This window comes from Streptococcus infantis (genome assembly GCF_021497965.1).
In the GTDB taxonomy this organism is placed as follows: Bacteria; Bacillota; Bacilli; order Lactobacillales; family Streptococcaceae; genus Streptococcus; species Streptococcus infantis_B.
In genome coordinates, this window is record NZ_CP046525.1 from 1,053,550 (window position 1) to 1,079,090 (window position 25,541).

27 protein-coding genes are annotated in these 25,541 nt (G+C 40.3%); 4 read left to right on the forward strand and 23 right to left on the reverse strand.

From position 1 onward, the window contains the following. Nucleotides 1-3: 3 nt before the first annotated feature. The 9 genes from GOM46_RS05280 to GOM46_RS05320 all read right to left on the reverse strand — a co-directional run bounded on the left by GOM46_RS05280 (nt 4) and on the right by GOM46_RS05320 (nt 8,098). Nucleotides 4-960 carry an ABC transporter permease gene (locus GOM46_RS05280; protein ID WP_006151243.1) on the reverse strand — a complete coding sequence of 319 codons (957 nt, stop codon included), beginning with the start codon at nt 958-960 and terminating at the stop codon, nt 4-6. A gap of 2 nt (nt 961-962) precedes the next feature. Continuing rightward, the gene (locus GOM46_RS05285) at nt 963-2,021 is read right to left on the reverse strand and encodes an ABC transporter permease (protein WP_006151261.1); all 1,059 of its coding nucleotides are present in this window, start codon (nt 2,019-2,021) and stop codon (nt 963-965) included. After that, complete coding sequence (locus GOM46_RS05290; protein ID WP_006151198.1) at nt 2,014-3,549, reverse strand: ABC transporter ATP-binding protein; 1,536 nt, start codon at nt 3,547-3,549, stop codon at nt 2,014-2,016. The genes GOM46_RS05285 and GOM46_RS05290 overlap by 8 nt, the downstream gene beginning before the upstream one ends. Before the next feature lie 140 nt (nt 3,550-3,689). Continuing rightward, nucleotides 3,690-4,745: a BMP family lipoprotein gene (locus GOM46_RS05295; protein WP_235083311.1), complete on the reverse strand. Its 1,056-nt coding sequence runs from the start codon at nt 4,743-4,745 to the stop codon at nt 3,690-3,692. 90 nt (nt 4,746-4,835) lie between these two features. Continuing rightward, nucleotides 4,836-5,225: a cytidine deaminase gene (locus tag GOM46_RS05300; protein ID WP_000246078.1), complete on the reverse strand. Its 390-nt coding sequence runs from the start codon at nt 5,223-5,225 to the stop codon at nt 4,836-4,838. After that, a complete protein-coding gene (gene deoC, locus GOM46_RS05305; RefSeq protein ID WP_006151248.1) occupies nt 5,212-5,874 on the reverse strand; it encodes a deoxyribose-phosphate aldolase in 663 nt (220 codons plus the stop codon). Before deoC ends, GOM46_RS05300 begins: the two co-directional genes overlap by 14 nt. Nucleotides 5,875-5,891: 17 nt before the next feature. Beyond that, nucleotides 5,892-7,175, reverse strand: coding sequence for a pyrimidine-nucleoside phosphorylase (locus tag GOM46_RS05310; protein ID WP_006151235.1), 1,284 nt, complete (start codon nt 7,173-7,175; stop codon nt 5,892-5,894). Beyond that, nucleotides 7,172-7,762, reverse strand: a complete 591-nt coding sequence (locus GOM46_RS05315) for a class I SAM-dependent methyltransferase (RefSeq protein ID WP_321159625.1) — start codon at nt 7,760-7,762, stop codon at nt 7,172-7,174. The genes GOM46_RS05310 and GOM46_RS05315 overlap by 4 nt, the downstream gene beginning before the upstream one ends. Nucleotides 7,763-7,819: 57 nt before the next feature. Further along, complete coding sequence (locus GOM46_RS05320; protein WP_006151214.1) at nt 7,820-8,098, reverse strand: hypothetical protein; 279 nt, start codon at nt 8,096-8,098, stop codon at nt 7,820-7,822. 126 nt (nt 8,099-8,224) lie between these two features. Here GOM46_RS05320 and coaA point away from each other — a divergent pair, with 126 nt between their 5' ends. The 3 genes from coaA to GOM46_RS05335 all read left to right on the forward strand — a co-directional run bounded on the left by coaA (nt 8,225) and on the right by GOM46_RS05335 (nt 10,017). Beyond that, complete coding sequence (gene coaA, locus GOM46_RS05325) at nt 8,225-9,145, forward strand: type I pantothenate kinase (RefSeq protein WP_235083312.1); 921 nt, start codon at nt 8,225-8,227, stop codon at nt 9,143-9,145. Nucleotides 9,146-9,197: 52 nt separating this feature from the next. Then, nucleotides 9,198-9,446 (forward strand): 30S ribosomal protein S20, encoded by a 249-nt coding sequence (rpsT, locus tag GOM46_RS05330; protein WP_029689628.1) that lies wholly within the window; start codon nt 9,198-9,200, stop codon nt 9,444-9,446. Between the two features lie 64 nt (nt 9,447-9,510). Then, nucleotides 9,511-10,017 (forward strand): DNA topology modulation protein, encoded by a 507-nt coding sequence (locus GOM46_RS05335; protein WP_006151234.1) that lies wholly within the window; start codon nt 9,511-9,513, stop codon nt 10,015-10,017. A 45-nt stretch (nt 10,018-10,062) separates the two neighbouring features. Here the strand turns inward: GOM46_RS05335 and GOM46_RS05340 are convergent, their stop codons facing one another. The 11 genes from GOM46_RS05340 to GOM46_RS05390 all read right to left on the reverse strand — a co-directional run bounded on the left by GOM46_RS05340 (nt 10,063) and on the right by GOM46_RS05390 (nt 19,982). Beyond that, a complete protein-coding gene (locus GOM46_RS05340) occupies nt 10,063-10,794 on the reverse strand; it encodes an NAD-dependent protein deacylase (RefSeq protein ID WP_235083313.1) in 732 nt (243 codons plus the stop codon). Nucleotides 10,795-10,945: 151 nt separating this feature from the next. After that, nucleotides 10,946-11,656 carry a purine-nucleoside phosphorylase gene (gene deoD / locus GOM46_RS05345; RefSeq protein ID WP_006151217.1) on the reverse strand — a complete coding sequence of 237 codons (711 nt, stop codon included), beginning with the start codon at nt 11,654-11,656 and terminating at the stop codon, nt 10,946-10,948. 200 nt (nt 11,657-11,856) lie between these two features. Next, nucleotides 11,857-12,567 carry a type 1 glutamine amidotransferase gene (locus tag GOM46_RS05350; RefSeq protein ID WP_006151216.1) on the reverse strand — a complete coding sequence of 237 codons (711 nt, stop codon included), beginning with the start codon at nt 12,565-12,567 and terminating at the stop codon, nt 11,857-11,859. Beyond that, nucleotides 12,564-13,799 carry a chloride channel protein gene (locus tag GOM46_RS05355; protein ID WP_029689627.1) on the reverse strand — a complete coding sequence of 412 codons (1,236 nt, stop codon included), beginning with the start codon at nt 13,797-13,799 and terminating at the stop codon, nt 12,564-12,566. The genes GOM46_RS05350 and GOM46_RS05355 overlap by 4 nt, the downstream gene beginning before the upstream one ends. A 4-nt stretch (nt 13,800-13,803) precedes the next feature. Next, entirely contained in the window at nt 13,804-14,613 is an 810-nt protein-coding gene (locus tag GOM46_RS05360; protein ID WP_006151192.1) for a purine-nucleoside phosphorylase, read from the reverse strand. Then, complete coding sequence (locus GOM46_RS05365) at nt 14,610-15,170, reverse strand: DUF1697 domain-containing protein (protein WP_006151228.1); 561 nt, start codon at nt 15,168-15,170, stop codon at nt 14,610-14,612. Before GOM46_RS05365 ends, GOM46_RS05360 begins: the two co-directional genes overlap by 4 nt. A 1-nt stretch (nt 15,171) precedes the next feature. Further along, on the reverse strand, nt 15,172-16,383 hold the full coding sequence (locus tag GOM46_RS05370) for a phosphopentomutase (protein WP_006151255.1): 1,212 nt from the start codon (nt 16,381-16,383) through the stop codon (nt 15,172-15,174). Nucleotides 16,384-16,406: 23 nt separating this feature from the next. Next, nucleotides 16,407-17,090, reverse strand: a complete 684-nt coding sequence (rpiA, locus tag GOM46_RS05375) for a ribose-5-phosphate isomerase RpiA (RefSeq protein WP_006151272.1) — start codon at nt 17,088-17,090, stop codon at nt 16,407-16,409. 103 nt (nt 17,091-17,193) lie between these two features. Then, nucleotides 17,194-18,123, reverse strand: a complete 930-nt coding sequence (locus tag GOM46_RS05380; protein ID WP_006151241.1) for a peptidase U32 family protein — start codon at nt 18,121-18,123, stop codon at nt 17,194-17,196. A 109-nt stretch (nt 18,124-18,232) separates the two neighbouring features. Further along, nucleotides 18,233-18,913, reverse strand: coding sequence for an ABC transporter ATP-binding protein (locus tag GOM46_RS05385; protein ID WP_006151245.1), 681 nt, complete (start codon nt 18,911-18,913; stop codon nt 18,233-18,235). Nucleotides 18,914-18,926: 13 nt separating this feature from the next. After that, on the reverse strand, nt 18,927-19,982 hold the full coding sequence (locus GOM46_RS05390) for an ABC transporter permease (RefSeq protein WP_006151269.1): 1,056 nt from the start codon (nt 19,980-19,982) through the stop codon (nt 18,927-18,929). A 371-nt stretch (nt 19,983-20,353) separates the two neighbouring features. Here GOM46_RS05390 and GOM46_RS05395 point away from each other — a divergent pair, with 371 nt between their 5' ends. Further along, nucleotides 20,354-20,629 carry a DUF3270 family protein gene (locus GOM46_RS05395; RefSeq protein ID WP_006151224.1) on the forward strand — a complete coding sequence of 92 codons (276 nt, stop codon included), beginning with the start codon at nt 20,354-20,356 and terminating at the stop codon, nt 20,627-20,629. Between the two features lie 26 nt (nt 20,630-20,655). Here GOM46_RS05395 and GOM46_RS05400 read toward each other — a convergent pair whose 3' ends face one another. The 3 genes from GOM46_RS05400 to GOM46_RS05410 form a co-directional block, all read right to left on the reverse strand. After that, nucleotides 20,656-21,990, reverse strand: coding sequence for a sensor histidine kinase (locus GOM46_RS05400; RefSeq protein ID WP_006151280.1), 1,335 nt, complete (start codon nt 21,988-21,990; stop codon nt 20,656-20,658). Then, entirely contained in the window at nt 21,983-22,654 is a 672-nt protein-coding gene (locus tag GOM46_RS05405; protein ID WP_006151225.1) for a response regulator transcription factor, read from the reverse strand. Before GOM46_RS05405 ends, GOM46_RS05400 begins: the two co-directional genes overlap by 8 nt. A gap of 113 nt (nt 22,655-22,767) precedes the next feature. Then, on the reverse strand, nt 22,768-25,314 hold the full coding sequence (locus GOM46_RS05410) for a M1 family metallopeptidase (RefSeq protein ID WP_235083314.1): 2,547 nt from the start codon (nt 25,312-25,314) through the stop codon (nt 22,768-22,770). Nucleotides 25,315-25,541: the final 227 nt, after the last annotated feature.

The window sequence follows — 25,541 nt, forward strand, 5'->3', positions numbered from 1 at the left end:
ATATTATTTAGACTTGATATAGTTGATACCATCTGCCTTCGGCGCAACAGCTTTACCAAAGAAGGCTGCTAGTACGACAATGGTCAAGAGGTATGGCGCAATTTGCAAGTAAACAGCTGGAACTCCTTGCAAGAAAGGAAGTTGGGAACCGATAACTGCTAAACTTTGTGATAGTCCAAAGAAGAGACTTGAAAGCATAGCACCAACAGGATTCCATTTACCGAAGATCATAGCAGCAAGTGCGATAAATCCAGGTCCGACGATAGTTGTAACTGAGAAGTTAACGGAAATTGATTGAGCGTAAATAGCTCCACCGATTCCTCCAAGGAATCCTGAAATCACAACTCCCAGATATCTCATCTTGTAGACATTAATCCCCAAAGTATCTGCTGCTTGTGGGTGTTCACCAACTGAACGAAGACGAAGTCCAAAGCGAGTCTTAAAGAGGATAAACCATGCTAAGAATGAGAAGGCAATTGCTAGATAACCAAGTAAACTTGTTGACTTAAAGAAGATATCTCCGATAACTGGGATATTAGCCAAAACAGGGAAATCAAAACGTCCAAAAGTTTGCGTTAAATTGTCCGTTTGGCCCTTGTTATAAAGTACCTTCACCAAGAAAACTGCCAAGGCTGGCGCCATCAAGTTAAGTACGGTACCACTGACAACATGGTCAGCACGAAAATGAACTGTAGCTACTGCGTGAATCAGTGAGAAGATAGCTCCGACTAATCCACCAACTAGAAGAGCTAACCAAGGAGTTAACGCTCCTAAATCTTGTGCAAACTCAAGGTTAAAAACAACTCCAGAAAAGGCACCCATGACCATGATTCCTTCAAGACCAACGTTAACAACCCCACCACGCTCAGAGAAAACTCCTCCGATACTTGTGAAAATAAGTGGTGCTGAGTAAATCAACATTGAAGAAACCATAAGGGTTAACATTGTTGTAATCGACATCCTTATTTACCTCCTTTTAGTTGTTTTCTTGGTTTGACAAAGCGTTCGATGATGTAGTGAACGCTGACAAAGAAGATAATTGAGGCTGTAACGATACTTACAAGCTCAGATGGTACTTGTGCAGCATTCATACCCGGAGCTCCAACTTGAAGAACACTGAAAAGGAAGGCTGCAAATAGAATTCCAACTGGTGAGTTTGAAGCAAGCAGACTTACCGCCATACCATTAAATCCAACTGCCAATGATGAACCTTGAACGTATACGTTTTGGAAGGTACCAAGTCCTTCTACCGCTCCACCAAGTCCTGCAAGAGCACCAGAAATAATCATTGATAGAATAATGGTACGTTTCGCTGAAATACCTGCGTATTCAGAAGCATTCGGATTGAGACCAACTGCACGGATTTCAAAACCGAGAGTTGTCTTCTTAAGCAAGAACCAAATAACTGCTACTGCAATGATTGCAAAGAAAATCCCAATATTCATACGAGAGTTTCCTGTTAACTCAGCAAGCCAAGGTGTTTGATAAGTTGCGTTTGCACTTACTCGGATAGATGAGTCTGTACTTTGCATGATATCTTTTGGGAAAGAGTGGATAAAGGCGTTACTTGTATAGAGAACAATATAGTTCATCATGATGGTTACGATAACTTCAGATGTTCCCAGATAGGCTCTTAAAATACCAGGAATAGCACCAACGATTCCTCCAGCAACCAGAGCAATCACAACTGTCGCAAGAATCAACAATGGACGTGGCAAATCTGGATTAGAAAGAGCGAACCAACCACTCATAACCCAACCAGCGAGTGCTTGCCCTGGAAGACCAACGTTAAAGAAGCCAGCACGACTTGCAACTGCAAATCCTAGAGCAATCAAAACTAATGGCCCCATAGCACGGAAGATCTCACCAATCCCACGAACACTACCAAATGCTGTGTAGAACAACTCCTCATAACCCCAAATAGCATCGTAACCGAAAATCCACATGACGATGGCTCCGAGTAGAATTCCTAAAATAACAGAAATCAAGGGAACCGAAATTTGTTGTAATTTTTTAGACATCACTCTTCTCCTTTTCCAATTCACCACCAGCCATCAAGACTCCAAGCTCTTGCTTGTTGGTTGTTTCTGGCGTTACAATCCCTTGAATCTTACCATCATGGATAACGGCAATTCTATCTGAAACATTTAATATCTCATCTAGTTCAAAGCTGACTACAAGGACAGCTTTTCCATTATCACGTTCTTGAATCAAGCGTTTGTGAATGTACTCAATGGCACCGACGTCCAAACCACGAGTTGGTTGGCTGACGATGAGGAGATCAGGGTTTCGATCAACTTCCCGAGCAATGATAGCTTTTTGTTGGTTCCCCCCTGAAAGAGCTGAAGCTGGTACAATCTCGCTAGCAGCACGAACATCGAACTCCTGCATTAATTTTTTCGCATAGTTAATGATGTTGGAATAATTTAAAATTCCCTTCTTACTAAGCGGTTCTTTGTAGTAAGTTTGAAGGGCAATGTTTTCAGAAATCATCATTTCCAAAACCAAACCATCACGGTGGCGATCTTCAGGAACGTGACCAACACTCATTTCTGTGATTTGGCGAGGGTGTAAACCTACAATGGATTGACCTTTCAATTCCACACTACCAGACTCAATTTTACGAAGACCTGTGATTGCTTGGATTAATTCTGACTGACCATTACCATCAATCCCAGCAATCCCGACAATCTCACCAGCTCGAACATCGAGTGAGAGATTTTTAACAGCAGGGACACCACGGTTTTCGTTTACTACCAAATCTTGAATCGATAGAACAACTTCTTTTGGTTGAGCTTCCTGTTTCTCAGTTTTAAAGGAAACAGAACGTCCTACCATCATCTCAGCTAAGTCAGCGTTAGTCGCACCAGCAATCTCCACTGTTTCGATAGATTTACCACGACGGATAACTGTAACACGGTCAGATACTGCACGAATTTCATCCAGCTTATGGGTAATCAAGATAATGGATTTACCTTCTTTAACCAAGTTCTTCATGATAGCCATCAATTCATCAATTTCTGATGGCGTTAAAACGGCAGTTGGTTCGTCAAAGATGAGGATATCCGCACCACGATAGAGTGTCTTTAGAATTTCGACACGTTGTTGAGCACCGACAGAGATGTCTGCTACTTTGGCGGTAGGATCCACAGCAAGACCATAACGATCCGATAGTTCGTTAATTTCTCGAGTTGCCCGAGCAATATCTAGGACACCATTTTTGGTTAATTCGCTTCCTAAAATGATATTTTCAGCAACAGTGAAAGCTTCTACCAACATAAAGTGCTGGTGAACCATTCCAATTCCTAGGCTAGCTGCTTTTGACGGAGAGTCTAGTTTTACAACTTGACCGTTAACCACAATTTCACCACTAGTTGGTTCTAGAAGCCCTGCTAGCATGTTCATAAGAGTGGACTTCCCAGCTCCATTTTCTCCTAAAAGTGCATGAATTTCACCTTTACGAAGTTCAAGGTTAATCTTGTCGTTAGCGACAAATTCACCAAAAACTTTGGTAATTTCACGCATTTCAATGACATTTTCGTGTGCCATGTGCTCTTCCTTTCAGAGTTTTATTTTGTTTCAATAAAACCTGCTAAAGAAACTTAGCAAGCTCTATTGAGACAAAACCATTTGTCTCAATTCTTAAAGAAGCGGCCCCAGGCCGCTTCCTAAGAAATGACTTCCTTCAATTATTTTTCAGGAACTTTTACGCTACCATCAAAGATTTTAGCTTTTGCATCTTCAACAGCTTTTTTACCTTCTTCAGAAAGGTTTGTTACTGCCAAGTCAACACCTTTATCCTTCAATGAGTAAACGATAACTTGACCGCCAGGGAATTCACCTTTTTCAGCTTTGTTGGCAAGGTCTTTTACAGCTGTACCAACTTGTTTCAAAGTAGAAGCAAGTACGAAGTTAGCTTCTTTACCGTCTTTAGAAGTATATTTACCTTCTTCAACTTGGTCGCGGTCTACACCAATAACCCAAACTTTTTCGCTTTCGTTTTTGCTTTCATTCAAAGATTTAGCTTCTGAGAAGACACCTGCACCAGTACCACCAGCTGCTTGGTAGATTACGTCTGCACCTGCAGCGTATTGAGCTGCAGCGATTGTTTTACCTTTAGCAGCATCACCAAATGAACCAGCGTAGTCTACTTGAACTTTAATAGATGGATCAACTGATTCGACACCCGCTTTGAAACCAGCTGCGAACCGAGAAATAACTTCAGATTCCATACCACCTACAAAACCAACTTGTTTTGTTTTAGTAGTTTTAGCTGCAGCCACACCTGCAAGGTATGCTGCTTCGTTATCAGCAAAAGTAGCACTTACAACATTTTTTTGGTCTTTAATCACATCGTCAATCAGAACATAGTTTAAATCTGTATGTTCTTTGGCAGCATCAGCAACTGCATTTTTAAGTGCAAAACCAATTCCATAGATCAAGTTGTAGTTTCCAGCTGCTTGTTGCAAGTTGTTTGCGTAGTCAGCTTCACTTGTTGATTGGAAGTAAGTGTAACCTTTATCTTTTTCAAGGTTGTGTTCTTTCCCCCAAGCTTGAAGACCTTCCCAAGCTGATTGGTTAAAGGATTTATCATCAACACCACCTGTATCTGTAACGATAGCTGCTTTAGTCTTCACATCAGAAGAAGATGAAGCCGCGTTACGAGAAGAGCGATTACCACATGCAGCAAGTCCAAATGCTGCTACTGCAACTAGACCAAGGCCTAGCCATTGTTTTTTGTTCATTACTGAACCTCCTAAATAAGATGCGCAACAAAGTTGCAAGTATGGATTGATTGGCCACAAGGACCCTTGCCACTCAGTGAGTGACACAGACTATTGCAAGTCTGTAAACGAATATGGAAGTAATTCCCCGACCGTCATCTCGACCGTCGTTTTATCTTTGGCGACTAGAGTCACCTTTAGATCTGGTTTAAAAAATTCGACCATAACCTGTCGGCAAGCACCGCAAGGCGAAATAGGTTTCTCAGTTTCTCCATAGACAATCAATTCTGAAAACTCTCGTTGTCCTTCAGAAACAGCCTTAAAGATAGCTGTTCTTTCGCCACAGTTGGTCAAGGGATAGCTAGCATTTTCAATGTTAACCCCTGTATAGATACTTCCGTCCTTGGCTACCAAAACAGCGCCAATCGGAAAATGTGAGTAGGGAACGTAAGCTTTTTTACTAGTTTCAATCGCTAAATCAATCAACTCAGTAGTCGCCATCAGCCAACTCTCCTTTTAAGATTGCTACACCAGAAGATGTTCCGATTCGTGTAGCCCCCGCTTCAACAAAGGCAACTGCATCTGCATAAGAACGAGCGCCACCAGCTGCTTTGACCCCCATATCAGGACCAACTGTCTGACGCATTAGTTTAACATCTGGTAACGTAGCGCCACCTGTTGAAAAACCTGTAGAAGTCTTTACAAAGTCTGCACCAGCTTTTTGGGCCAATTGGCAAGCCAAAACTTTTTCTTCATCCGTTAACAAACAAGCTTCAATAATAACTTTAACCAGTTTGTCTCCGCTTGCTTCAACAACAGCACGAATATCTGACTCGACTAATGCAGCATTTCCTGATTTGAGTGCGCCAACATTGATAACCATATCAATTTCGTCAGCACCATTTTGGATGGCTTCTTTAGTTTCATAGGCTTTGACAGCTGAAGTTGTAGCTCCAAGAGGAAAACCTACAACTGTACAAACCTTGACATCAGTATCTGTTAGACCAGCTTTTGCATGAGAAACCCAGCAAGGATTCACACAAACACTGGCAAAATCGTACTCTCTTGCTTCAGATAGCAAACGATCGATTTGTTGTTCGGTCGCATCTTGCTTCAAAAGCGTATGATCAATGTATTTATTTAATTTCATTTCGGATTTTCCTTAAATCAGGAGATAATTTCAATGATTTCACGCGTTTTTATCGCTTCATCACTTATTTTAATTTTAACATATTTTTGGAAATCTGTAACTAGTTCCGGAGAAATTTTGCCATTTGCATATACTTTTGCAACAATTTCACCTTTTTTGACTGATTCTCCAACTTTCTTCTCAAAAACAATCCCTGTCTCATAGTCAAGAGCATCTGTTTTAACTGCACGACCAGCACCTAATCTCATGGCGAAAAGACCAAACTCCATGGCTGGAAGTTCTACGATAATACCATCCTCTTGAGCAGGAATATCAACTATATGATCAACTATTACAGATCGATAAAGATTGTCTAAATCTCCACCTTGAGCGAGGACCATCTCTTCAAACTTCTTAAGTGCCTGACCATTTTCAAGATGTTGCCTTACTTCCTCGATTGTTTTTTCAACATTTGCCAAAGATAGCATAATCTGGGCTAACTCACAGATAAAGTGGCTGATATCCTCGCGTCCTTTACCTTGAAGAATTTCTATTGCTTCTAGAATTTCCAAGCGGTTCCCAATGGCACGTCCCAAAGGTTGACTCATATCCGTAATGACTGCTACTGTCTTACGGCCAACAGCCTTACCAAGGTTTACCATGGTTTGAGCCAATTCACGCGCCTCATCAACTGTCTTCATAAAGGCACCTTCACCGACTGTTACATCCAGCAAAATAGCATCGGCTCCAGCTGCAATTTTTTTACTCATGACAGAACTAGCAATCAAGGGAATCGTATCAACTGTCGCAGTGACATCTCGTAGTGCATAGAGAAGTTTATCCGCTTTAACTAATTGATCAGACTGGCCAATAACTGAAACCCCAATATCCTGAACCTGTTTGATAAAGTCATCCTGACTGCGTTCAACTTGAAATCCTTTGATGGATTCTAATTTATCAATCGTACCACCAGTATGACCTAGACCTCTACCACTCATCTTGGCAACAGGCACACCAAAACTAGCGACTAAGGGAGCTAAAATCAATGTAACCTTATCTCCCACTCCACCAGTAGAGTGTTTATCAACCTTTATACCCTCAATAGCTGATAAATCAAATTCTTGACCTGTCTTAACCATATTCATGGTTAAGTCAGAAATCTCTCTCGTGGTCATGCCTTTAAAATAAACAGCCATAGCAAAGGCAGACATCTGGTAGTCAGGAACTGTTCCTGCAACATAGCCTTCAATCAGCCATTGGATTTCACTCGAACTCAGTTCTTGTCCATCTCTTTTTTTCTGGATTAGATCTACTGCTCTCATTCTTTCACACTTCTAAGGATATAATATCCCTTATCTTTTTTTACAACCTCGCAGTTGCCAAATACTTCTTCCATCTTGTTTTTGGCACTTGGAGCTCCTTGTTTTTTCTGGATAACAATGGTTAAATCTCCACCGTCTACAAGATAATCAATGCTTTTCTCGATGATTTCATGAACAACTTGCTTGCCTGCACGAATGGGTGGATTCGAAATGACATGATCAAATTGCCCTTCTACCTGCTCATAAATATTGGACTGGAAGATAGTCGCTTGAACATTGTTTTTTACTGCATTTTGCTGGGCCAAATCCAGGGCACGATTATTGATATCAATCATAGTTGCTTGGGCACCATAAGCTTTGACTAAAGACAAGCCGATGGGACCATAGCCACAACCAACATCAAGGATTTTTTCACCTTTTTCGACATCTAGACATCTTAACAACAACTGACTTCCGAAATCAATCATTTTTTTACTAAAGACACCAGCATCTGTCAAAAATGTCATCTTTTGCCCAAGTAGGTCAACTCTAAGTTCATGAATATCGTGAGCTGCATCGGGTTTTTCTGCATAATACATTTTACTCATAGGATTATTTTACCATAAAATTTAGATATTTTAAATCGTTTACACGGTCTATACCAACTAAGGCCCTAAGAAGAGATAACCTAGGAACATACTAATAAAAAATGAAAATAGACAAGCTAGACCAATCAATATCAGCCACCATTTCTTTAACAAAAATGCTAAGAAAATATAGAGAATTCCTAAAGCTGGTAATAGCTTAAAAAATACAAAATAGAGCCAGTTGATATTAAATCTTCCAATAGAAATATCAAAGTTCCATAAAATTGCCGATATCCATAAAAGGATGACTAATAAAATAGAGCCAGCCAATTTTTTATCAGTTAAAAATTTTGCCATAACCCCACACTCCTTTATTGGTATTCCTTAGCTTTATTTTAACAAAGAAAGCGCTCTGATTCAAATCTTTTATTCCCCGTTTAAATTAGAAATATGTTATACTAGGGGGGTTAATGAGGAAAAATTATGACGAACGAATTTTTGCATTATGAAAAAATCAGCCGAAGAACATGGCAATCTTTACATCGTAAAACAACTCCACCTTTGACTGAAGACGAATTGGATTCTATCAAAAGTTTTAACGACCAAGTTAGCTTGGATGATGTAACAGACATTTATTTACCACTTGCGAATCTGATTCAAATCTACAAGCGTTCAAAAGAAGACCTTGCATTCTCTAAAAGTATTTTCCTTCAAAGAGAAAGTAAAATCCAGCCCTTTATCATTGGTGTATCAGGGAGTGTGGCTGTTGGAAAATCTACTACAAGTCGTCTTTTACAAATATTGCTTTCACGTATTGTTCCTGGAGCTACAGTAGAGTTAGTTACAACTGATGGTTTCCTATTTCCTAATGATACCTTAATCGAACAAGGTATTCTGACTAGGAAAGGTTTCCCAGAAAGTTATGACATGGAAGCTCTCATCAATTTCCTTGATCAACTTAAGAATGGTCAAGATGTTGATATCCCAGTCTACTCTCATGAAATCTACGATATCGTCCCAGAACAAAAGCAACGAGTAGAAGCCGCTGATTTTGTAATTGTTGAAGGAATTAATGTTTTCCAAAATCCTCAAAATGCTCGTCTCTATATAACTGATTTCTTTGATTTTTCAATTTATGTTGACGCATCTGTAGAGGATATCGAGAGTTGGTATTTAGATAGATTCCTAAAATTATTAAGTTTGGCTCAGGATGATCCTGATAGCTACTACTATAGCTACACTCAGCTACCTTTAGGTGAAGTAAAGGATTTAGCTCACCAAGTTTGGACAAGTATTAATCTGATTAATCTCCAAAACTATATAGAACCGACACGAAATCGGGCTGAAGTTATTCTTCATAAGTCTAAAAATCACGAAATTGATGAAATTTATTTAAAAAAATGATTTCCCCTTGTCAAAATAACAGTTTTCAGATATAATGGTATAGTTAGTAAATATGGAGGTAAGAACATTGGCAAACATTAAATCAGCTATCAAACGCGCTGAATTGAACGTTAAACAAAACGAAAAAAACTCAGCTCAAAAATCAGCTATGCGTACTGCTATCAAAGCTTTTGAAGCAAACCCATCTGAAGAACTTTACCGTGCTGCAAGCTCAGCTATCGATAAAGCAGAAACTAAAGGTTTGATCCACAAAAACAAAGCTAGCCGTGATAAAGCACGTCTTGCTGCTAAACTTGGTTAATCAAGACTAAAAACAAAATGAGCTCTACGGAGCTTTTTTTGTACCAAATTTTAGAGGGAATAACATGAAAATTTCTATAATTGGATACTCTGGGTCAGGAAAATCAACTCTAGCAGATAAACTTGCCACTTACTACTCCATTCCTAAACTCCATATAGATACTCTCCAATTTCAACCAGGATGGCAAGAAAGTAATCGAGATTGGATGCTAAAAGAAATGCAGACTTTTTTAGCGAAAAACGAGAACTGGGTTATTGATGGCAACTATACTTGGTGTTGCTATGAAGAAAGGATGGAAGAGGCTGACCAAATCATCTTTCTTAATTTTTCGTCCTGGTCTTGTCTTTTTAGAGCCTTTAGACGCTATCTCAAATATAGAGGCAAAGTTAGAGAAAGCATGGCAGCTGGCTGCCCTGAACAATTCAACTGGGAGTTTATCCGCTGGATTCTCTGGGATGGTCGTAGCTCTGTACACAAAAATCAGTACAAAAGAATTTGTCTCGATTATACTCGAAAAATTACGATTATTAACAATCAAAGAGAACTAGATCAATTCTTAAATCAAAAATGAGGACTCAAAAATTGAGCCCTCATTTTATATATATTTTTGTATATTTTATTGTCTCAATTTAGAAAAGACTTCTCCAATTTTTCCCTCAATTACTAAATCAGCTTTACTGTCTTGAGGAGTACTTGACTTGTTTATAACAACAAGTTTTGAACCTGAGAAGTAATTAATCAAACTAGCTGCAGGATAAACAACCAAAGAAGTCCCACCAATAATCAATAAATCAGCTTTCTGGATAACTTGAGCCGCTTGACTAAAAACATCCATATCAAGAGGCTCCTCATAAAGGGTCACATCGGGTTTAACAACCTGGCCACAATCTAGGCAGTAAGGAACAGGACCTTCGAGAGCCAAAAAACTATCTAAATTATAAAATCGATGACAACCAAGACAGTAATTACGGTCCACAGAACCATGTAGTTTCAAAACCTTCTGCGAACCTGCCATCTCGTGAAGACTATCGATATTTTGAGTTACAACAGACTTCAGCTTACCGGCCTTTTCTAATGAAGCCAGATAATAATGGGCTAAATTTGGCTTAGCTTCTGGATATACGAGATGTTTTTTGTAAAAATCGAAAAATTCCTCTGGATAACGTACAAACATAGTATGAGAAACTAATTGTTCCGCAGAAAAATGCCTACCTAACTTAAGACTATATAAGCCATCTGAACTACGAAAATCAGGGATATTAGATTCAGTAGAAACCCCAGCTCCACCGAAAAAAACAATGCTTTGACTGTGGTCTATCAGTTCCTGTAATTGTTCAATTTTATCCATCTTACTTCTCCTTCAGTCTTTAGTTCGAAAAAAGTTGAAAACCATTAGCTATTACCTACTGGGCTTTCAACTTTATTTGATGATTATTGGATATCAAGCTCATAGCCATTAAAAATCGCAAGCAAGAAGATTAGCTTCAAAGCCAAGATTCTTATTCAGCAATCAATGTTTCCAAACCAACCTTCATCATATCTGTGAAAGTATTTTGACGTTCTTCAGCCGTTGTATCTTCATCTGGATTGACCAAGCTATCAGAAATGGTCATAATGGCAAGGGTATCCACATGATGTTGAGCAGCAAGGTAGTAGAGGGCTGCTGCTTCCATTTCTACAGCTTTCACACCCCATTTACCAAGCTCGATGTTCTTTTCAAAGTAGTTTGAATAGAAAACATCTGATGACAAGACATTCCCAACGTGGGTCGTCATGCCAAGGTCTTTGGCAATATGGTAGGCTTTATCTAGCAAATCAAAACTAGCGATTTGTGGGAAGTCGTATTGAGGCCAGTCGTTGCGGATGATGTTTGAGTTGGTTGCAGCAGCTTGCGCCAAGACCAATTCACGGACGTGAACATCCTCATTTAAAGAACCAGCAGTTCCGACACGAATCAATTTCTTCACGCCGTAGTCGACAATCAACTCACGCGCATAGATAGAGATTGAGGGCATTCCCATCCCAGTTCCCATGACAGAAACACGGTGACCCTTGTAGGTACCAGTGTAACCAAACATGTTCCGAACTTCGTTGAAACAAACAGCATCCTCAAGGAAATTCTCCGCGATAAATTTCGCACGAAGAGGATCTCCAGGAAGAAGAATTTTATCAGCAATTTCACCTTGATTAGCAGCAATATGGATAGACATAATATAAGATACCAAACCCGTCAAAAAGCGAAGGGAAAATAGGAGTTGGGCGCAGTGAGCGATGCTCCCTAGACCAACTATCTTTTTCCCACTGCTTTTAGGGTGGGTTCAATTCCTTTCTTTCTTATTTTTGATGATTTAGAGGAGAGTAACCAGTTTTCAGTTCATCGAATACGGTTAACCCATCCTCTCATTTTTATTTAATTTGTTAATGAGTCCAAAAATGCATAGAGTTTGGCATTCATTTCTCGATAATCGTAATCACGAATGGCTTGAGGGTTTTGAACAAAGGTCAATTTTGAACTTTGTTCATCTAAAACTTCTTCACCGTCAGCAGCAATCAAGAGATCAACTGCTTCTGGATCAAATTCCAAGTGGGCTTGGAAGGCATAGTGTTTAGAACTGAAGCGAATAATCTGACGTGGGCACCCTTGACTGGTCGCAAGAACAACAGCATCCTCTGACAAACCTGGCATATCGCCATGCCAGTGACCAGTAATTAGAGCTGGTCCAAGAACTTTGACATATTCATCTTTTAAACCAGCTTCAGTTAGCGTTATTGGAAACACACCGATCTCACGCTCAGGGCTGTGTTCATACTCCGCGCCATAGGCAACAGATAGGAGCTGCGCACCAAGACAGACCCCAACAATATAACGATCTGCCTTGATGGCTTTTTGAATCAACTGGATCTCTGCCTGAGGATCGTAGTATGGAAAAGCTTCCCTATCTTCATCTGGTGATTGAGGTCCTCCCATGACTATCAAAAAGTCAATATCATCCACTGACTCAGGTAGGGTTTCATTCTCATAGACTTTTGTCGTGGTCACCTGATGGCCACGCTCCTGCGCCCATTTTAGATAAGCGCCCGGTACTTCAAATGTTTCATGCAGTACAAAATGTACCTTCATTGTTTCTCCTCCCATCTCTTTCGAATCACGTAAGACAGACTAGCTGCAAGTACAAGCGGGATAGTCAATTTCCAATTTTGGCCTGTAAATCCAAGGCTCAGGGCAATGGCTGTCAGAGGAGCTTTTAAGGTCGTCCCTAAAAAGACGGTCGCTCCTAGTAACATCCCTAGAGCAGGATCCAGATGAATCCCAACTACAGTCAAAAGCAAGGTCACTAGATAGCCAGATCCAATCCCTAAGGCAAATGATGGTGTCAAAGTTCCCCCATAAGCACCATTGCGCAAGAGGAGATAAACCAGAACCCCCTTCACTGCAAGAGTCAGTGGAAGATAAGGAATTGACTGGCTAGACAAGAGGGCTTGCGCTAGTACCTGGCCATTTCCCATAAAGATGGGGAAAAAGGCTACTAGGCTCCCCAGCACTAGAAAGGCTAGAGGAAGAGCCCAAAGAATCGATCCATCCTTCCGCCGTTTGTGACTAGCTCGCTTGGCGAGGAAAGCAAAGACCAGAGCCAAGGGAGTGACTAAGAAAACAATCACAATAGCCTGTAAAAAACTGCTAGCCGACCATGAGACTGCGGACAGGTGATAAACAGCCTCCTGACCAACGATGGGCTGAGCGACCCAGGTGGCCAGATAAGTACTGGTCAAAACCAGTAGAAGATTCTGCCAACTGTAGGCGAGTCCTAAGGTCTCAAAGACGAACAAGCTACTGGCAAAGGGGACCTGATAGACCGCAGCCAAACCAGCTCCAGCCCCACAGGCGATCAAGACTTTTCGCTCTTTGAGAGCTAGTGAGAACCCCTTCGCCAAACGACCAGCTAGAAGAGCCCCGACCTCACGTGGGGCTCCTTCTTTTCCGACCGATGCACCTGCTCCGACAATCGCAACCTGCATCCCTGCATGAAGGAGGTGGGCTAAGGGCGCTGGTTCCCTGTCTCCAGCTAAGTCAATTTGCTGGCGAATAGACAGGATCTTATAACGCCTTTGCAGGACATACCAGAAGCCAGCTGCCAAGCATCCAGTCATACACAAGACCAGAAATCTACGGAGACCTCCAGCTTCTTGAAATTGCTGGAGCAAATCCGACTTATTTTGGCCAAAAGCCAGCCCTTGCACCCCTTCTAGTAGATAACGACAGGCAATTCCGACCAAACCCGTCCCTATTCCTAATGATAAGGTGGCTAGAAGCAACCTCAGCCCGTAGGGCAGACTTTGGAGTCGTGCCTTCATTGGATTAGAGTTCAGCAAGGATCGCTTTTAGCAATCCTTTGAAGTCGCCTTTGACACGCTCTGTCACTTCTACTACTTCTTCATGGTTAAGCTCTTCTTGGAAACCAGCCGCAAAGTTGGTAATACATGAAATACCAAGAACCTTCAAGCCAGAGTGTGCTGCAACGATAACCTCAGGAACTGTAGACATCCCAACAGCATCTGCACCAAGTGTTTTATAAGCACGGATTTCAGCTGGAGTTTCATAAGTTGGACCAGTCACACCGATATAAACCCCATCATCCAGTTTAATGCCGAATTTGTCTGCTACTTGATGAGCAGTCTCACGGTATTCTGGAGTGTAAGCTTTCGACATATCAGGGAAACGTGGACCAAAGTCATCCAAGTTTTCACCGATCAATGGGTTTTGACCTGTCATATTGATGTGGTCAGTAATAGCCATCAAGGTACCAGGACCGAAGCCGATACCTCCAGCAGCGTTGGTTACAAGCACTCCTTCACATCCCAAAACTTTCATGACACGAACTGGGAAAGTCACAACTTCAAGAGGATTTCCTTCGTAGAAGTGGAAACGACCTTGAAGAGCCAAGACTTTACGTCCAGCAAGATCACCATAAACCAATTTACCAGCATGTCCGACTACTGTGGATTGACCCCAGTTTGGAATGTCAGAGTAGTCTACTACGACTGCATTTTCGATTTCTTCAGCCAATTCTCCAAGACCTGAACCAAGGATCAAACCGAACTCAGGAGCTTCGATTTCTTTGCCCTTCAAAAATGCTGCTGTTTCATTGATTTTTGCTAATAATGTCATTGTCTATCTCCTTTTTTATGTTTTAAAAATTGACCAATTTTGTCAAAGGTATTAGCGTTACGAATGGTAATATTGTGATAGAAAGGCATCTTAAGCAAGTGCTTGTGATAGGCTGTTTTAGAGTAGCTAGCTTCTGACAATTTACCCCAGAAGATCCCTAATTTCCCAAAATGAAGCACTTCATCGACCAGTTCCAAACTGTTCACTTGCTTGATGACTTGATCCACATCCAAGCTCTCAGTGTAAAAGAGCACATCCTTTCGAGCCATCGCATGATTCCACCAATCAGGAAGATTTCTAAGCTCCTTTTCATAGTCTTCAAGACTCAGCAAGGAAAAACTCTGAATAAATGGATAGCGTCTTTCAAAGAAAGCCTGTAAATTCTCTATTAATTTAGTTCTAGGCACAATGCTATTAAAGAAAATATTGCCACTATTGATGTAGGTTGCTACATTTTCTAATCCCAACTCTGCCAATTCCTGACGTAGTTGAGCCATCACTACCTTATTCTTTCCACCAACATTGATTCCTCTTACGAGAAGAGCGTAGCGAGTCATCTTAAACTAATTGATCTAGGAAGCTCTTACCAATCATGGCAGTTTCAACGCCAAAGTTATCAGCAATAGTTGCTGAGATATCAGCGAAGTTTCCGACTGGAATTAGACCACTTCCTTTAAAGGATGGGCTGTATGCCAAGAGTGGGATATATTCACGAGTATGGTCAGTACCAGCATAGGTTGGATCGTTCCCATGGTCAGCAGTTATCAAAAGTAGATCATCTTCTCTCATTGCTGCCATAATTTCTGGCAATCGTTTATCAAACTCATGCAAGCAATCACGGTAACCATGAGGATCGCGTCGGTGACCATAAAGGGCATCGAAGTCTACCAAGTTTGTGAATGAGAAACCTTCTTTAAAGTCTTCAGATTTCATAGCTTTTATCAAATTATCAATACCATGGCTGTTAGATTTATTATGGCCCATGTCATTGTTGATACCAGCACCGTTAAAGATATCATTAATCTTACCAACCGCATAAGTATCAATACCGGCTTCATTCAATTTGTCCAAAACAGTTGGCGCAAATGGTGATACAGCCAAGTCACGACGATTGGCAGTACGTGTGAAGTTTCCTGGCTCCCCAACGTATGGGCGAGCAATGATACGTCCTAGAAGAGCCGGACGTTCCAACGTAATGGAACGAGCGTATTCGCAAATACGGTACAATTCATCCAAAGGAATGATGTCTTCGTGAGCTGCAATTTGAAGAACTGGGTCAGCTGAAGTATAGATAATCAACTCTCCAGTTTCCATTTGTCGTGGTCCGAAATCGTCAATAACAGCTGTACCAGAATAAGGTTTGTTAGCTTCACGAATGACCTTACGACCTGAGAACTCTTCAATCTTTGTAATAATTTCTTCTGGGAATCCATTCCAGAAAGTATCAAAAGGTTCAGTGATATTAAGCCCCATGATTTCCCAGTGACCAGTCATGGTATCTTTCCCAAGTGATACTTCTTCTAGCTTAGTCGCATAACCAGTAGGGTTGCTTTCAGCTGGAACGGTCTTCAATGGTGTTTCGCGAGGAATATTTCCAAGACCAAGTTTTGCCATGTTTGGTACATCTAAACCTACAGCTTTTGAAATGTGCCCAAGTGTGTCTGCAGCTCCGTCTGGCACACCCGCATTGACAAAGTTATTAGCATCTGGTGCTGCACCGATTCCTACAGAATCTAATACTACCAAATGAATACGATTAAATTTTGGCATAGTGTGTCTCCTTATTGTTTTAATTATTTTGCTTTTGTTGAAGTTAAAATCTGAAGGCCATTTTGTCCAGCCACGATGACCTTATCAACCATCTGGTTGAACAAGCCGTGCTCAACGACACCAACGACGTGGTCCAATTCTTGCCCAAGAGCAATTGGATCTTCAATCACTTTCAAGTCTAAATCAATGATAAAGTTCTGCATATCCGTCACAAAACGTTGGCCATCCTTTTCACGGAAGCTCGGTTTATAGCCAGCTCGTTCAAATCGACGAAAGACTTGTTCGGCACCGTACTGAACAACCTCTACTGGCAATTTAAAAGCACCCAGTTTCTCGACCAGTTTGCTCTCATCCACGACCCAGATGTATTCTTTTGATGGGGTTGCGACGATCTTCTCCATGAGAAGGGCACCACCACCACCTTTGATGCCATTAAACTGACTATCTACTTCATCCGCACCATCCACAGTTAAGTCTACAAAGTCCACTTGGTCAATCGACTTAAGAGGAATCTGGAGGCCTTCTGCCTGTTTGCTGGTTACACTAGAAGTCGTTACAGCTGTAATCTGTAAGCCTTCTTCCTTGATACGACGACCTATTTCTTCGACGAAATAGTAGGCAGTGGAGCCAGTCCCAAGTCCGACAACCATACCATCTTTGACGAACTCAGCAGCCTTAATCCCTGCCATTTTTTTCAGATTTTCCACTTATATACCTCCAAATAGAGCTACTTCTATTATATCATGAATACGCTTCAAATTCATCCAAATATCAGAAAAACCCGAACATTTTATTTCGGGTTTTTGATGCTTATTTAACCATATCAGGGTCGTAGTCGTAAAATCCAGTATCAAGGAAACGATTTTTAGGATGGAGCTTGCGAACTTCTTCATCTAGCAAAAAGGCTTGGTCATGTGTGAAATTCCCTTCTTGAATCAAGTTACGCGCTTGGATGAAGAGCTTAGCAATTTCTACAAAGTTTTGACCAGGTGTATAAAGACCTTCAAGCTTCCAATGGGTAAAGCCATGTTCTACCAACTCATTCAACTTAGTCATCAAATCAAGGTCATTATTCGCAAAGATATGAGTTCCATGATTGTCCTCAAAAATAGAGTAATGACTCTCTGGGTCACTTGGCTCAGCTAAGAACAAATCACGCTGACGAGTCTTTTCATCATCAATCTGTGTGAAGTTATAGTAGTTTTGCAAGAGTGGACGCTTAGAATGGTGGATAACACTAGCACCATAGACTAAGACTTCAGCAGGAATTTCCAAAATTTCAGGCATTTTGAAAAGTTCCGCAGATGGGATTTCACGCGCTAAGACAGCTTCTGATGCCCCTGCTTTTTGTCCCCAGAAGTTAATCTGACGACTGCTTGTTACCATGGTTGATGCGTCATAGATGGTTTTAAAAGAATAGCCATCACGGTTGACCACATAAAATACCCCTGCATCTCCAACAGTAATATAGTCCGTCTTGATTTCCTCTAGAAAGTCCAAGAATGGCTTGATACGGTCCATCATGTCTTGGTGCATGAGGGCATTGACCGCAACGATTAATTCCTTTCCTGCATCATGAACGATATTTGCGATTTCACGCAATTCTTCATGACTAAATGTTGTCGGCAAACGAAGTCCAAAATCTTTTTCACCGACATAAATGCGATCGACACCAGCCTCGAGTAGCTGTTTTACTTGTTCAATACTTTCAGCAGTTGCTGTAATGATAATCTTTTCCATAGAGAAAATTATACCACATTTCCAAAAAATCAGCTATATAGAAAAGTGAGTCTTATGATGCGAAATTTCAAAAAAGTGAACTGCATCAATGGCAGTTCACTTTTTCGTATTATACTTGTGTCTTTTCAACAAGTCGTCCATCATCCATAACATAAACACGGTCAACCTTATCCAGCAAGCGAGTATCATGCGTAATCATGACAACTCCCCTGCCTTGCTCATGGGCAATTGAAGCCAGCATATCTGTAACCTGATAAGCACGTTGTGTATCCAAGCTGGCTGTTGGCTCATCTGCAAGTACAATACTCGGATTATTGTATAGGGCTCTAGCAATTGCGGCTCGTTGGCGTTCTCCACCTGAGAGAGCTTTGGGATAGTGGTTTTGAACCTTTTCCAAGTCCAACAAACTGAACAACTCTTGTCGGTTACTTTTTATAGATTTCTTTTTATCCAAACGATCAATTAAATCTAATTGCTCCTTAACTGTTAAAAAGGGAATCAGATTTGAAGCCTGGAGGATAAAGCCAAATTCACTAAAGCGCAAATCCGTTTTTTCTTTTTCGGTTAGGTTTCCAGTCTCTTTTCCCTTTACCAGAATCTTGCCACTTGAAGCTTCCTGTAGTTGGCCTAGAGTCGTTAAAAAGGTTGTTTTGCCCGACCCAGAAGGCCCCACAATCGCTACAAACTCACCAGCATTCAGCTGAAAATTGGTCTCATGAAGAGCTGTCACTTTCATATTGCCTTCGCCATATGTTTTTGTCACTTGAATCATCTCAATTAATCTAGTCATGTCATTCTCCTTATCATTCTGCAATGGCCGTAATTGGATCTACTTTTAGCAGACGAGGAAGCGAAATGACGCCTCCTAGAAGAGCCATCAAGCAGATGACCAGGCTTAACACAAAGTATGCCAACCAACTAGGGTAGAAAAAGAAGGTTGCAGGTAAGACTAAAATGACAGCCCCAATGGCTAATAAAGCGAATCCAATACCCAAACCAGATAAGAGAAAGATTTGGCAGAAAAGGGACCATACGATGGATTTTATCTGAATCCCTTGCGCTCGCATAATACCATAGAGGCCTAATTTTTGAATGGTAATGATATAAATAAAAATCCCTACAATCAGACCCGTTATGACTATCATTGCTAGAATCATTCCTGAGAATACATTGACCTGAGGTGTATAACCAGGAATTTTTGAAATCATTTTTTGAATAGAAATCTGCTTCAAGCCATCACCAGTCACTTCTACATCATTTTGCAATACCAATGCAGAGATAGAACGATTGGCTTTTGTCGTTCCTTGTAAATTCCAATACGTTGTTAGGCTTGTAAAGACAACAGGTTCTGTGAAAAATTTATTTTCTTTGGTCAAGCCGACAATCTTAAAACTTGTCTCACTTCCGTTGAGTTGAATTGCGTCCCCAAGTTTGATGCCATAATTTTCAAAAGACTGATCCACTACAACTTCTTGGTCATTTTCTGGATAATGCCCTTCAATCAAGGACGGAGAGATAAAACTGTCCCACTCTTGACCGAAAATAGAGATATTAATCTTGTCACTACTATCGATAAGGTTTGTTACAGCAAACATATAGCTTAGGGGAACAGCATCCTCAGAAACCTTATCCTTGTAGTCTTTTTCAGGTATAAAGGATGCAGTCAAATTGTCATTTGCATAATCGGATAGCACAACTCCTGTTGCTTGCCAATTATCGATAGCAGCCCTATTATTTCGAACGAGTCCTAAAGCCAAACTGGTCATAAAAAAGACCATAAAAGCAATGAGAAAAATGGTAGTTAGAATTAAACTGTATCGCAGTTTATTCTGTAAAATTTCTTTGATAGCAAGATACATGCCAATCTCCTTTAAGTATTCTGTTGTCGGGAAAATACAACTCCCCTCTACACATAGCACTATAGATAGAAAACTATCTTGTCATGAACAACTAGAATCAATTTAAAAGAATCCTGTCCTTACTTCAAAATTGAATTTATTTGCATCTGTGTATGATTTTTATTCGTTTTAACCATCAAACTTCCCCTCGTTTGAAATAAGAGAAAAATAATAAAGTTTAAACGATTCACTCATCCTATCATTTTCCCTAAGGCATGTCAAGAAAACCGACTTTGTCCTTGAAAACAGAATTTATGCAATTTGTAACCATTCTGTAATAATTCTCTCTTTAAAAAGTGATAAAATAGTAATGTATTGTTAAGGAGAGAAATATGCCCGCTAGAAAATTACACCCGTATGAGTTAGAACAAGAAAGTATAAAAACTGCTCAGTTTCAAGATTATGTTCCAGAAAATGCTTCTGTCGCTAGTGTAAAGGAAGTCCTATTTTTTGTAAACATCGCTTGCTTCTGCGTCTTTTTAGCTATCTTTAGCTTTTTGTTCTTATCACTAAAAGTGAATACTGTTTTATCATTTGCTTTGGCTATCGGTCTCAGTCTTGTAGCTTTGCAATTCCAGCGTACTTTTATTAAGAAAAAATTCAAATAAAAACCTTCGATGAATCGAAGGTTTTTTTATTTATTCTTTCGTTTTGATGGTGTTGAGATAGCTATTTTGACTTCAAAAACTGTTCCATTAGGTTTGTTATCTTTCACACTGATGCTTCCCTTAAGGGCATCGACGATCTGCTTGGCTAAAGACAAACCTAAACCGAAACCACCCTTTTGACGCGTACGTGCCTTATTAACGCGATAAAAACGATCAAAGATTTTCTTTTTATCTGCTGCAGAAATACCAATTCCATTATCCGCTACCGTTAAATATAGACTGCGTTCTGTCGTTGAAATTTCAAAATAAATATCTCCTTCTTCTTCCGTATACTTGACAGCATTGTCAAACAGAATGGTCATCAGTTGTTTAAGAAGGAGTTTATCAGTGATGATAGTGCGATGAACACGGTTTTCAAAACGAAAGGCACGATTATTCTCGGATGCAATCATTTCATAGTTGGTAAAGGTCGTATTAAAGAAATCAGGTTCTACTTCACCAAGCTCTGGCTTAATCCCATCATCTCTACGTGCGAGATTGAGAAGGTTAGTCGTCAAAAACTTCATATTTCGGACTTCTTCCAAACTCGAAGCAATGCTCTCACTGGACTCCATAATAGTCGCTTCTGGTTTTCTAAAAAGTGTTTCCAAACGATTTTGGAGAACAGCTAAAGGAGTCCGTAGTTCATGACTGGCATTCTCCACAAAACTCTGCTGTTTTTGCATACTTTCAAGTAAGGGTTTAACACTGACACGAGCAAGATAGAGACTGGCTAAGATAGATAGAATCCAGAAGCTTGCCATGACCACCACAATTAACTGCTCGTGATTTTGACTAATCTGCTCTAGTTGGCTAGTGTTTATCAAGATTGCAGCATACTTGATATTAGTCGAAACCGAATCAATATTCATTTCCGTCAGGACAACACGGTAAACCTCATCCTGACCATAGCTATTCACAATATGAAGTTGGCGAATATGGTTTAAATCCTTTTTATTGAAGGTTATTCTATCCAAACCTAAGAAGCGATTGCCAGTTACTAACTGATTGAGGTTAGAATCCAGCAAAATAACTGCTGTATTGGAGCTGATTGTAACTCTTTTATCCGAATTTGTGGTGACATTTCCACCGTTTATATCCTTTACATCATCTGTTGCACGATTGACTGCCAATTGAATAATATCCTGAGGATTATTGCTCAGTGCTAGAAGTTTCTCATCTACAGACGTGTAAAGACTGGAGTGCATAACCTGCAGGATAATCAAGGTCATGGCAGAGAAAATCAGCGTAAAAACTCCAAAATTACGGATAAAGTAGCTGAAATCTTCTGCGTACCAATTCTTTTTTAACTTATTAAACATGTTTTAAAATATACCCAACACTACGCAAGGTTTGGAGATTTTCAGCAAAGGCTGTCCCCTTTAATTTCTTACGAACTTTTGATACATAAACTTCTACTACTGAAATAGTCGTATCACTATCAAATCCCCATAGACGGTCAAAAATCTGTGTCTTAGGTAGGATAACATTTTGGTTTTGGAGGAAATAGACCAAGAGTTCAAATTCTTTACCGAGCAACTCAACAGAAGTATCGTGAACCTTAACCTCATTTGTAGAGAGGTTAACCGTCAAATCTCCATAAGAAAGAGTATTTTCGTTGAATTTCCCAGAACGTTTGAGAAGGGCTTGGATACGCATCTTGAGCTCTTCCAAATAGAAAGGTTTTGTCAGATAATCATCTGCTCCAAGTTCAAATCCATGTCCTTTGTCATCGATACTTTCCTTTGCTGTCATGATCAGAACAGGAGTCGAAATACCTTTTTCACGCAATTCTTTTAAAACTTGGAATCCATTTTTTTCAGGCAACATCAAGTCCAATAGAATCAAATCATATACGCCACTTTCAGCCTCATAAAGACCTTCTTCTCCATCAAAAACCTGCATAACATCAGCAAAATCATCCAAAAAATCAAAGACTGAATTTGACAGGCCTAGGTCATCTTCCACTAATAGAATTTTGATCATCAAAAATTCCTCCTTATTAAGCTTATTATAACAAAAATATCTTAAAAAAAACTCAACTTTCCTTGTTTTTCTAGGAAAAAGTTGAGTTTATCATCTATTTAGACTTGAATGTGTTAAGCCTTGCTATATTGTGCAACTGCTGCTTCAACGGCTGATTTTTCACGCTTAATCAATTCGACGCGAGCTGCGATATCCTTGATACCCATACGGATATTACGGCTAAGAGCTAGGTCAGATACTTGAGGCTCAAAGAAAGCTTTGTATTCTGCCAAGCGTTCTTCCGTCTTAAAGACGTTTGAAGGGTAGATGACGAATCGATCAAAGCTCATATCTCCACCAAGAGCTCCCTTAACCCAATCCCAGTTTTCACGCGCCCATGTCCAAGCAGTTTCTTGAGTAGCCTTGTGTCCAAGGAAGTGGAGGTACCACAATGCCAGGTCTTGTGGTTTGACGATAAATTTATCCTTCCAAGTTGCAAGAAGCGTTTGGATATTTTCAGCGTCTGTGCTGTATGATAGGGCTGCAGCTAACTGACGTTTAAAGACTGCATCTGTAGCATGAGTATATAAGTCGAGGTAAAGAGCTACCAAGTCTTTAGTCTCATGTTGTTTCATTTCATTGATGAGAACTTGTGAACGAATAGCTGCTGGAAGACCTGCAAGATTGTCCTTATGAGCTGCAAAGATTTGACTTGCGACTTGGCTCGCTTCCTCATCATTTGAACGAATCATCATTGAGATTGTCAATTGACGAACCAATTCGTCCTCATCTGCTTCTCCATCTTTTGCTTCAAATCCAAGGCGATTATAGTTGTAACGAGCAAGTTTCGCAACAAGTGCTTTAAAGGCTTTCTCAGTCTCAGATCCTTCATCGATAAAGCGTTCAAGAGCTGAAATAACTTGAGAAACTGCTGCAACAACTAGGTAAGATTCTTCTTGTGCCAATTGATCTACAACCGGAAGCAAGTCCGCAAATGAAATGTGACCAGCTTCAGCCAACAAACGACGTTCTTGTACGATTTGAAGTTTACTTGTATTATCAAGTTCTACTAATTCTGAAAGGATAGCATCTAGCAATTCACCTTGATAATCTGTAATGTAGTGGGCTGTATTTTCTGTGTTTAGTCGAAGGGCCGTTTTGTTTTCAGCAAGCAAAGCAGCATAGCCAGGAATCTCGATACTTTCAGTTTCAAGAGTATCAGGTAAACCTTTCCAGTTACTGTTAAGTGGTACTACCCATAGACGGTTCTTATCTTCGTGCTCACCGATGAAGAATTGTTTTTGTGAAATCTTCAAGACATCATTTTCAACCTTGACAGTCAATACTGGATAACCAGGTTGCTCCAACCAAGAATCCATAAAGGCTGCTACGTCACGACCTGATGCTTGGCCAAGAGCGTTCCATAAGTCACGACCAATAGTATTTCCATATTGGTGTTTTTCAAAGTAGGCACCTAAACCTTTAGCAAAATCAGCATCTCCTAGCCAACGACGAAGCATGTGCATGAGTCGGCTACCCTTAGCATAAACGATTGCAGGGTCAAAAAGAGTATTGATTTCGTCTGGATGGCTTACTTCTACGTGAACTGACTGAACACCATCAGTCGCATCACGTTTTAGAGCTGAAGGAACACCACTTGTTTGGAAGTCCTCAAAGATATTCCAACTTGGCTCGATGGCATCTACACAGACATATTCCATCATGTTAGCGAAACTTTCATTGAGCCAAAGGTCATCCCACCACTTCATAGTTACGAGATTACCGAACCATTGGTGAGCAAGTTCATGGGCAATGACAAGGGCAACTTGTTGACGACTAGCAAAAGTAGAGTTCTCATCCACTACCAAGTAAACTTCACGATAAGTTACAAGACCCCAGTTTTCCATGGCGCCTGCTGAGAAGTCAGGAAGAGCGATATGAAGAGATTGAGGAATTGGATATTTAACACCATAGTAGTCTTCGTAAAACTCAATAGAGCGAACAGCGATGTCTAGGGAGAAATCAAGGTTTGAAAGTGGATGTGCCTTGGTTGAGTATACACCTACCAAAGTACCATTTTTAGTTGTAGCAGTAACTCCTTGCAAATCACCAGCCACAAAAGCGAGCAAGTAAGAAGACATACGTGGAGTTGTCTCAAATTTCCAGATACCAGTTTCCTTGCGGTTTTCAACGTCAATCTCAGGCATGTTTGACAAGGCCAATTCGCCTTCTGATTGGTCAAAACGAAGAGATAGGTCAAAAGTTGCTTTAGCTTCTGGCTCATCCACACATGGAAAGGCTTCGCGGGCAAAGTGGCTCTCAAACTGAGTTGACAAGACTTCCTTCTTAACCCCATCAACTGTGTAGTAAGATGGGTAAATTCCTGTCATGTTGTCTGTGATTTTACCTGAAAACGAAAGAACCAATTTAACCTGACCCGCTTGCGCAAGTTCGATATGAAGAGCTTCGTTTTCATTATCAACTGTAAATGGACGCGCCTGACCAGCTACTTCTACAGAAGCAATCTCCAAATCTTTTTGGTGAAGGGAAATGCGGTCACTTTTAGCTTGACCAGTGATGGTTACTTTTCCTGAAAAAGTCTTAGTCTCACGACTCAAGTCTAAAAACAAATCATAATTTTCAGGAATAAATTTTTCAATATAATGTTCTACTGCTTGCATCATATTCTCCTATTCTATATTTCTGAGCAAATGCTCTAGTTCAAACATACCTATTTTATCATAATTTAGGACAGAAAAAAGGTTTTAAACTACTTTTGGAAAAATTTTGTCTTTTTGGTCTTGATATATAAGAAAAAAGTTTCCGAAACACTTTCATCTTCTAGATTTTTAGAGCTTTTTTAGAAACTGTCAAAAATAGTCAAAAAACACCTAAATTTACATCAAAT